Source organism: Streptomyces sp. NPDC001634, from assembly GCF_040298185.1.
Classification (GTDB): domain Bacteria; phylum Actinomycetota; class Actinomycetes; order Streptomycetales; family Streptomycetaceae; genus Streptomyces.
In genome coordinates this window covers 1-8,901 of record NZ_JBEOZU010000171.1, presented here as the reverse complement: position 1 = coordinate 8,901, position 8,901 = coordinate 1, and the positions used below count along the sequence as shown (strand labels likewise).

Annotated in this window: 2 protein-coding genes; both read right to left on the bottom strand. The window is 71.3% G+C overall.

Annotated features, from left to right (window positions below; translation table 11 throughout):
* Positions 1-1,931 (bottom strand): type I polyketide synthase (locus ABT186_RS46615; protein ID WP_351930489.1); only part of this gene is annotated, 1,931 nt, incomplete at its 3' end.
* A gap of 157 nt (positions 1,932-2,088) precedes the next feature.
* Positions 2,089-8,787: a type I polyketide synthase gene (locus ABT186_RS46610; RefSeq protein ID WP_351930487.1), complete on the bottom strand. Its 6,699-nt coding sequence runs from the start codon at positions 8,785-8,787 to the stop codon at positions 2,089-2,091.
* Positions 8,788-8,901: the final 114 nt, after the last annotated feature.

The window sequence follows — 8,901 nt, the reverse complement described above, 5'->3', positions numbered from 1 at the left end:
AGCGACACCATCACCGCCCACGACACCGGCTGCACCACATCCACATCACCGAGTTCAGCCCCGCCACGGACGATCTCGCTCAGCGACCACTCCACGTAAGGAGCCAGGGCGGCTTCACAGGCCTCCATCGACGCCGCGAACACCGGCGAGGCATCCCACAACTCCCGCCCCATACCAACCCACTGCGCCCCCTGACCCGGGAACACAAACACCACACCGTCAGGGACTACGTCGAAGCTTCCGGTCACGGCTCCCGGAGCCGTGCCCTGCGACGTCAACGCGCCCAGGCTGTCGATGAGTTCGCTCGACTCGGCGCCGAGCACCACGGCCCGGTGCTCGAAGGCCGCCCGCGTGGCGGCCAGCGACCACGCCACATCCACCGGCCGTACGTCCTCGCCGACCGACTCCGCGAAGGCGGCCAACCGGCCTGCCTGACCGGCAAGTCCGTCCGCTCCACGGCCGGACACCACCCACGGCACCACTCCCCCGGTCGCGAACACCGCTGCGGCGTTGTCGTCGGTCTCCCGCGGTGCCTCCGTCTCGGGGTCAGGCTCCGGCGCCTGCTCCAGAACGACATGGGCGTTGGTGCCGCTGCCGCCGAAGGACGACACACCCACGCGGCGCGGGCGGCCGGTCTCGGGCCACTCCTGGTTCTCCGTGAGGAGTTCGACAGCGCCGGAGGACCAGTCGACGTGCGGAGTCGGCTCGTCCAGGTTCAGCAGCCTGGGCAGGACGCCGTGGTGCATGGCCAGCACCATCTTGATGACGCCCGCGACACCCGAACTCGCCTGAAGATGGCCGATGTTGGACTTCAAAGAGCCGATCCGCAGCGGCTGCTCGCGATCCTGGCCGTAGGCGGCGATCATGGCCTGGGCCTCGATCGGGTCGCCCAGCGTCGTGCCCGTACCGTGCGCCTCGACGACGTCCACGAGGTCCGGCGTCAGCCGGGCATTGGCGAGCGCCGCCCGGATGACGCGTTCCTGCGACGGCCCGTTGGGCGCGGTCAGACCATTGCTCGCACCGTCCTGGTTGACCGCCGAACCACGGATCACCGCCAGCACGGGATGACCGTTGCGCCGCGCGTCCGACAGACGCTCCAGCAACAGCACACCCACACCCTCGCCCCAGCCCGTACCGTCCGCACCCGCCGCGAACGGCTTGCACCGACCGTCCGGCGCAAGCCCCCGCTGCCTGCTGAACTCCACGAAGTTGCGGGGAGTCGCCATGACGGTGGCGCCGGTGGCGAGGGCGAGGCGGCACTCGTCCTGACGCAGGGCCTGGACGGCGAGGTGCAGCGCGACCAGCGAAGACGAGCACATGGTGTCGACGGTTACTGCGGGTCCCTCGAAACCGAGGGTGTAGGCGATCCGGCCGGACAGCACCGCACCGGACCCGCCCGTCAGCATGTGGCCCTCGACGCGGTCCCGGGCCTGGGCGGCCGCGGCGCCGTAGCCCTGGTCACTGCTGCCGACGAAGACGCCCGCCTTCTCGCCGCGCAGGGTGCCGGGGTCGATGCCGGACCGCTCCAGTGCCTCCCAGGAAGTCTCCAGCAGCAGCCGCTGCTGGGGATCCATCATCGTCGCCTCACGCGGGGAGATGCCGAAGAACGCGGGGTCGAAGTCGGCCGCGTCGTACAGGAACGAGCCGGAGCGGGTGTAACTCGTGCCCTGGTGCTCGGGATCGGGGTGGTACAGGCCCTCCAGGTCCCAGCCTCGGTCCGCGGGCAGCTCTGAGACGGTGTCGACGCCCCCGACGAGCAGCTTCCAGAAGTCCTCCGGAGTGTGCGCGTTCCCGGGGAAGCGGCAGCTCATCGAGACGATGGCTATGGGCTCCTGCTGACGGGCCTCGACCTCCTGAAGGCGTCGGCGGGTCTGCCGCAGGTCGGTGGTGACCATCTTGAGGTAGTCGCGGAGCTTGTCCTCGTTAGCCATGAACGTCATCAGTCCCTAGAGCAGGCCCGAAGGCTTGGAGTCACCCGTACGGCGTTGGCAACGGGCAGGTCGGACGGGGTGTTGCGGTGAGGCTGGTGCGGCGGGAGCGGAGGAGACCGGACGGGCCGGTGGGGGGAGTGCCGGCCCGTCCGGCGGTCTAGTTGAGGCCGAGTTCCTTGTCGATCAGGTCGAACATCTCGTCGTCGGAGACGGCCTCGAGCAGTTCGTCGTCGGAGTCGCCGCCCGCCGGCTTCTCCGCCGGGCTGTCGGACAACCGCCACAGCAGCGCTTGCAGCCGGGTGGTGATCCTGGTGCGGGAAACGTCGTCGGCGGGGTCGAGCGCGGCGACGGCCGCCTCCAGCTCGTCCAGCGACGCGAGATTCCCTCCGCCCGCCGGCTCCGTGTCCGGGACCAGTTCGGACAGCAGTCGCTCGCCGAGGGCGGCCGGGGTCGGATGGTCGAAGACCAGGGTGGCGGGAAGGCCGAGTCCGGTGGTCTCCTTCAGCCGATTGCGCAGCTCCACCGCGGTCAGGGAGTCGAACCCGAGATCGCGGAAGGCGTGGCCGGGGCTGATCGCACCGGTTCCCTCATGGCCGAGCACCGCCGCGACCTGCGTACGGATCAGGTGGAGCACCGTTCGTTCCTGCTCGGCCCGGCTCAGGCCCGCCAATTTGCCGGCGAAAAGCTGCGCCTGGCCGGGTACCTGCCCGGAGTCGGCGCCGTCCCCGGCCCCACCGGAGCGGACCTGTTCGGCGTCGATGAGCCTGGCCTCCGGGATCTCGTCGAAGAGACGGCGGCGGCAGGCGGCCGAGTAGGTCGCCGCGAACCGGTCCCAGATCACGTCGGCGACGACGAGGAACGTCTCGTCGTACGCAAGGGCCTGCTGTACGGCGCCCACGGCCACCTCGGGGTCCATGGTGGGCACCCCGTAGCGGCGCAGCCGATCGCCCTCGGTCTCGTGGACCATGCCACCGCCCGCCCAGGCACCCCACGCGATGGAGGTGGCCACGCGACCGCGGCTACGGCGCCACTCGGCGAACGCGTCGAGGTAGGCGTTGGCGGCCGCGTACCCGGAGTGGCCTCCGTCGCCCCAGACTCCCGCGCCCGAGGAGAACAGGACGAACGCCTCGAGCGGACGGTCCGCGAGCAGTGCGTCGAGGTGGACGGCACCCGCGATCTTCGCTCCCATCACGTTCTGCAGGGCGTCGAGGTCCAGGTCCTCGACCGCGACGGTCGGCGGCTCGGTGCCCGCCGCGTGCACCACGGTGTTGACCGGCGCGCCTTCCGGCACGTCGGCCAGCAGCTTGGCCAGTGCCTCCCGATCGGTGATGTCACATGAGGCGATGGTGACGCGGGCTCCCAGCGCGGTCAGTTCCGCCTCCAGCTCGGCCGCGCCGGGCGCGACGGGGCCCTGACGGCTGATCAGCAGCAGATGCTCGGCGCCGGTCGCGGCCAGCCGCCGGGCGAGGTGCGCGCCGAGTGCTCCGGTGCCGCCGGTGATGAGCGTCGTACCCGAGAAGCGGACCGTACGGCGCTCGCTCGCCTCGGCGTCGACGAGCTTGCGGACCATACGGCGTACGTAGAGGCCGTCCGGGCGTACGGCGAACTGGTCCTCGTCCTCATCGCCGGCCAGCGCCGCGAAGAACTGGTTCCAGATGCGCGCGTCGAGTTCCGCGGCGGGGGCCGCGGAGGGGACGGACGACGCGGCGGAGTCGACCGCTGCGGGACCGTCCGTGAGCGCGGGAAGGTCGATGAGGCCGCCCCACCGCTGAGGGTGGTCGAGCCCGTAGACCCGCCCGAGGCCCCAGACGGCCGCCTGCCCGGGAACGGGACCGTCCGTCGGCGTCGTGGCCACGCCTGGCACGGTGACCGCACCCTGGGTGACCGTCCACAGCGGGGCCTCCAACTCCGCGTCCTTCAGGGCCTGCATGAGCCGGACGGTCGCCGTGACAACCTCGGGCACAGCGAAGGGCTGGAGGTCGGAATCGGAGCCGGAGGTGGTGGGGGCGAGCGGCAGCAGGTTGAGTACACCGCCGGGAGGCGCCTCCACATCGGTTGCTTCGCGCAGGCGGTCCGCGAGACAGGCCCGGTCCTCCCGAGTCACGTCGAAGACGACCGTGACGACTCCCTCGACCTCCTTGTGGCCGCGCAGCCGCTCGACCAGCTCGTGCGCCGTGCCCTCTGCGACACCGTCAGTGCCGGGCACCACAACCAGCCAGTGCGACGGCAGCGGGCCCGGACCGGCCGACGATGCACCGGCAGGTTGCCATGTAACCGTGTAGCGCCAGGAGTCGAGCGTGGCGCTCTCGCGCTTGCGCCGACGCCACTCGGCCAGTACGGGCAGCACCGGCTCCACAGTGTGCAGCGTCCCGCGCCGCTCCGGTGCGAGGTCGATTGTCTCGGCGAGGGCTTCCAGATCCTCGCGTTCGACCGCCTCCCAGAAGCGTGCGTCCACGTCGTCGACCGTGGGACCTCCGGACTCGGCACGGGGGGCGGGTTCGGGGAGGTCGAGCCAGTAGCGGCGGTGCTGGAAGGCGTAGGTGGGCAGGGCGATGGTGCGGGCGTCGTGTCCGGCCAGGACCGCCGTCCAGTCGACCGGGATGCCGCGCACCCATGCCTCGGCCAGGGAGGTCAGGAAGCGGTGCGCGTCACCGTTGTTGCGGCGCAGGCTGCCCACCACCACCGCATCGGGGGCCGCTTCCTGCACCGCCATGCCCAGTACCGGATGGGAGCTGACCTCCACAAACGCCGCATAACCCTGATCGACCAGGCCCTGGACAGCATCCGCGAACCGCACCCGCTGACGCAGATTGCGATACCAGTAGCCGCCATCCAGCCGCGCCGTGTCGATGACCTCGGCCTCGGTCGTGGAGAAGAACGGCACCCGGCCCGAACGCGGAGCCACCGGCGCGAGAACCTCCGCCAGTTCGTCTTCGATGGCTTCCACATGCCAGGTGTGGGAGGCGTAATCCACCGGGATACGACGAGCACGGATCTCCTCCGCCTCGCAGTGCGCCATCAGCTCATCCAGCGCATCCGCATCCCCAGCCACCACGACCGAGCCGGGACCATTGACCGCCGCAACATCGATCCGGCCCACCCAACCAGCGAGCAGCTCCTCAACCGCCGCCAGCGGCAGAGGCAGGGACACCATGCCGCCACGGCCGGCGATCACCCGGATCGCCCTCGACCGCAACGCCACCACCCGCGCCCCGTCCTCCAACGACAAACCACCCGCCACCACCGCAGCAGCAATCTCACCCTGCGAATGACCCACCACCACCGACGGCTCAACCCCACACGCCCGCCACACCGCGGCCAGCGACACCATCACCGCCCACGACACCGGCTGCACCACATCCACATCGACGAGCTCGGCCCCATGACGGACGATGTCGCTCAGCGACCACTCCACGTAAGGAGCAAGGGCGGCTTCACAGGCCTCCATCGACGCCGCGAACACCGGCGAGACATCCCACAACTCCCGCCCCATACCAACCCACTGCGCCCCCTGACCCGGGAACACAAACACCACCCGGTCCCCACCACCGGCGACCGCACCCCGCACCACACCAGCACCGGCCACCTCACCAGAAGCCAACGCCCCCAACCCGGCACCGAACTCACCCACATCGGCACCCAACACCACAGCCCGGTTCTCAAACGCCGTACGCGTCGACGCCAGGGACCACGCCACATCCACCGGCCCCACACCCTCGCCGGCCGCCTCCGCGAAGGCTGCCAACCGGCTCACCTGACCGGCAAGACCATCCCCGCCACGGCCCGACACCACCCACGGCACCACACCACCCGCCGCAAACACGGGCGCCGAACCCTCTACGACGGACTCACCCCCCGACACACCCGGCCCCTCCTCCAACACCACATGCGCATTCGTCCCGCTGATCCCGAACGACGACACACCCGCCCGACGCGGACGACCGTCCGTCTCCGGCCACTCCACCGGCTCCGTCAGCAGCGACACCGCACCCGCCGACCAGTCGACATGCGACGACGGCGCGTCCACGTGCAGTGTGCCGGGCGCGAGACCGTGGCGCATCGCGAGCACCATCTTCATCACGCCCGCCATGCCGGACGCGGTCTGGGTGTGCCCGATGTTCGACTTGAGCGAGCCGACGAGCAACGGCCGGTCGTCCGGCCGGTCCTGCCCGTACGTCGCGAGCAGGGCCTGTGCCTCGATGGGGTCGCCCAGCCGGGTTCCCGTGCCATGCGCCTCGACGACGTCCACGTCACCGCCGGTGAGGCGCGCGTCGGCGAGGGCGGCGCGGATCACTCGCTGCTGAGAGGGGCCGTTGGGCGCGGTGAGGCCGTTGCTGGCACCGTCCTGGTTGATCGCCGAACCGCGTACCACCGCGAGCACGGGGTGACCGTTGCGCTGCGCATCCGACAACCGCTCCAGCAACACCACCCCCACACCCTCCGCGAGGGAGAATCCGTCGGCGGCCTCGGCAAAGGGCTTGCAACGACCGTCAGGGGCGAGACCTCGCTGCCGGCTGAAGCCGACGAACGGCGCCGGGTCGGCCATGACCATCGCGGCCCCCGCCAGCGCCATCGAGCACTCGCCGGAGCGCAGGGCCCGTACGGCCAGGTGCAGTGCGACCAGCGACGACGAGCACGCCGTGTCGACGGTCACCGCGGGCCCTTCCAGGCCGAGGACATAGGAGACGCGGCCCGACGCGACGGCGGTCGAGGCGCCGGTGACGAGATAGCCCTCGGTGCCGTCGGTGCCACGGCTGAGGAGTGTGCCGTAGTTCTGGTCGGTGAGTCCCGTGAAGACGCCCGTACTGCTGCCGCGCAGGGTCTTCGGGTCGATTCCGGCCCGCTCGAACGCCTCCCAGGAAGTCTCCAGCAGCAGCCGCTGCTGCGGGTCCATCGCCGCCGCCTCGCGCGGGGAGATACCGAAGAAGGACGCGTCGAACTCACCTGCATCGTGCAGGAACCCACCGTGCCGGACGTAGCTGGTGCCGTTCCGGTCGGGGTCGGGATCGTAGAGCCGTGCCGTGTCCCAGCCGCGGTCGGTGGGGAAGCCGGTGATGACGTCCTCCCCCGCGGTGACGACGCGCCACAGGTCCTCGGGGGACGCGATGCCGCCCGGGTAGCGGCACCCCATGGCGACGATGGCGATGGGGTCGTCGGTGGAGTCCCCTTGTGAACCGGCCGTGAACGCACGTGAGTTCGGGTCATCCTGCGGTGTCGCGCCGTCTCCCAGGGCCAGTTCGCGAAGGTGGGCGGCGAGGGCGAGTGGAGTGGGGTGGTCGAAGACCACGGTCGTCGGGATCTTCAGTCCCGTACGGGAGGTGAGACGGTTGCGCAGCTCGACGGCGCTCACCGAGTCGAAGCCCAGCTCCTTGAAGGCATACGCGATGTCGACGGCGTCCGCCGAGTCATGCCCGAGCACAGCAGCCGCCTCGGCGCGTACGAGGTCCTGTACGAAGCGGTCGCGTTCGGTGGCGGGCAGAGCGCCGAGCCGCTGGGCGAGCGTCGACGCCGCCGCGTCCTCACCGTGCCCGTCCCGTCCCCCCGTGCGGGCCGCGCCGACGGCTGTCGGCTCGTTCTTCGGCTCCAGGTCGGCGATGAGCGGGGCCGGGCGTGCGGCGCTGAAGACCGGTACGAACCGGGCCCAGTCGACGTCCGCAACGGCCACGACCGTGTCGTCGTGGTCGAGCGCCTCCTGCAGCGCCACCATCGCCGGTTCCGGGGCGATGACGGGGATGCCACGGCGGCGCAGCGGGTCGCGCATGTTCTCGGAGATCATGCCGCCGCCGTCCCAGGGCCCCCAGGCCACCGAGAGCACCCGCAGCCCGTGCGTCCGGCGCACACGCTCGGCGAGGGCGTCCAGGCTGGCGTTGGCGGCGGCGTACGCCGCGTGGTCGGCGACGCCCCAGACGCCGGAGATGGAGGAGAAGAAGATCAGTGCGTCGGTCTCGGCCGGGTCGAGAAGCTCGGCGAGATGCCGTGCCCCGGCGACCTTGCCCGCCATGACCTCGGTGAACTCCGCGATGCCGAGGTCGGCGAGCGGCCGGAGGGTGCCCACGCCGGCGGCGTGCACCACGGTCCGTACAGGTCGGCCCTCCGCGCGCAGGGAGTTCAGCAGATCCGCGAGCGCCTCACGGTCGGCCACATCACAGGCGGCGACGGTCAGTCGGGCGCCCAGGGCGGCGACCTCGGCCTCCAGCTCCGTCAGGCCCGTCTCGTCGGTGGCGCCGCGACGGCTGACCAGGACGATGTCGTCCGCGCCGCCACGCGCCAGCCACCGGGCGACGTGTGCACCGAGCGCACCGGTTCCGCCGGTGACGACCGCGGTGCCGCGCGGAGTCCAGGGGTGCCTGGAGGACCGGCCGGTAGGCGGGTTCGTACGCGTCGGCCGAGTGGCCGGCACGAGACGCCGTACGAAAATGCTGTTGGCGCGCAGAGCGACCTGATCCTCCGCACTGTCGCCGTACGACGCCAGTACGGCGCAGAGGGCAGCGGCGTCCCGTCCCCCGAGTCGCTCGGGAAGGTCCACGAGTCCGCCCCAGCGCTCCGGGAGCTCCAGGGCCGCGACCCTGCCCAGCCCCCAGACCGCGGCCTGCGCGGGCCGGGCGACCGGCTCCTGGTCCCCGACCGCCACGGCGCCCTGGGTGGCACACCACAGGGGCGCGCTCACTCCGGCGCGCCCGAGGGCCTGCACGAGGGACACCGTGAGCGCGGCGCCGGTGGCCGGCGCGGGATGTCCGGGCAACGGGTTCTCGTCCAGCCCGAGCAGCGAAAGCACACCGCCGACCGGGGTGTCCGAGCCTGCCAACGCCTCGTCCAGCACTGACCGCAGGACCCCGGTGTCGGTGTGGCTCGACATGAGCTCCAGTACGCGTACGTCGGCGCCGTGGGCGGCCAGACCGCTGGAGAGGGTGGTGGTGAGGTCGGTGGTGGTGTGCTCGTGGGGGACGACGAGCAGCCAGGTACCGGTCAG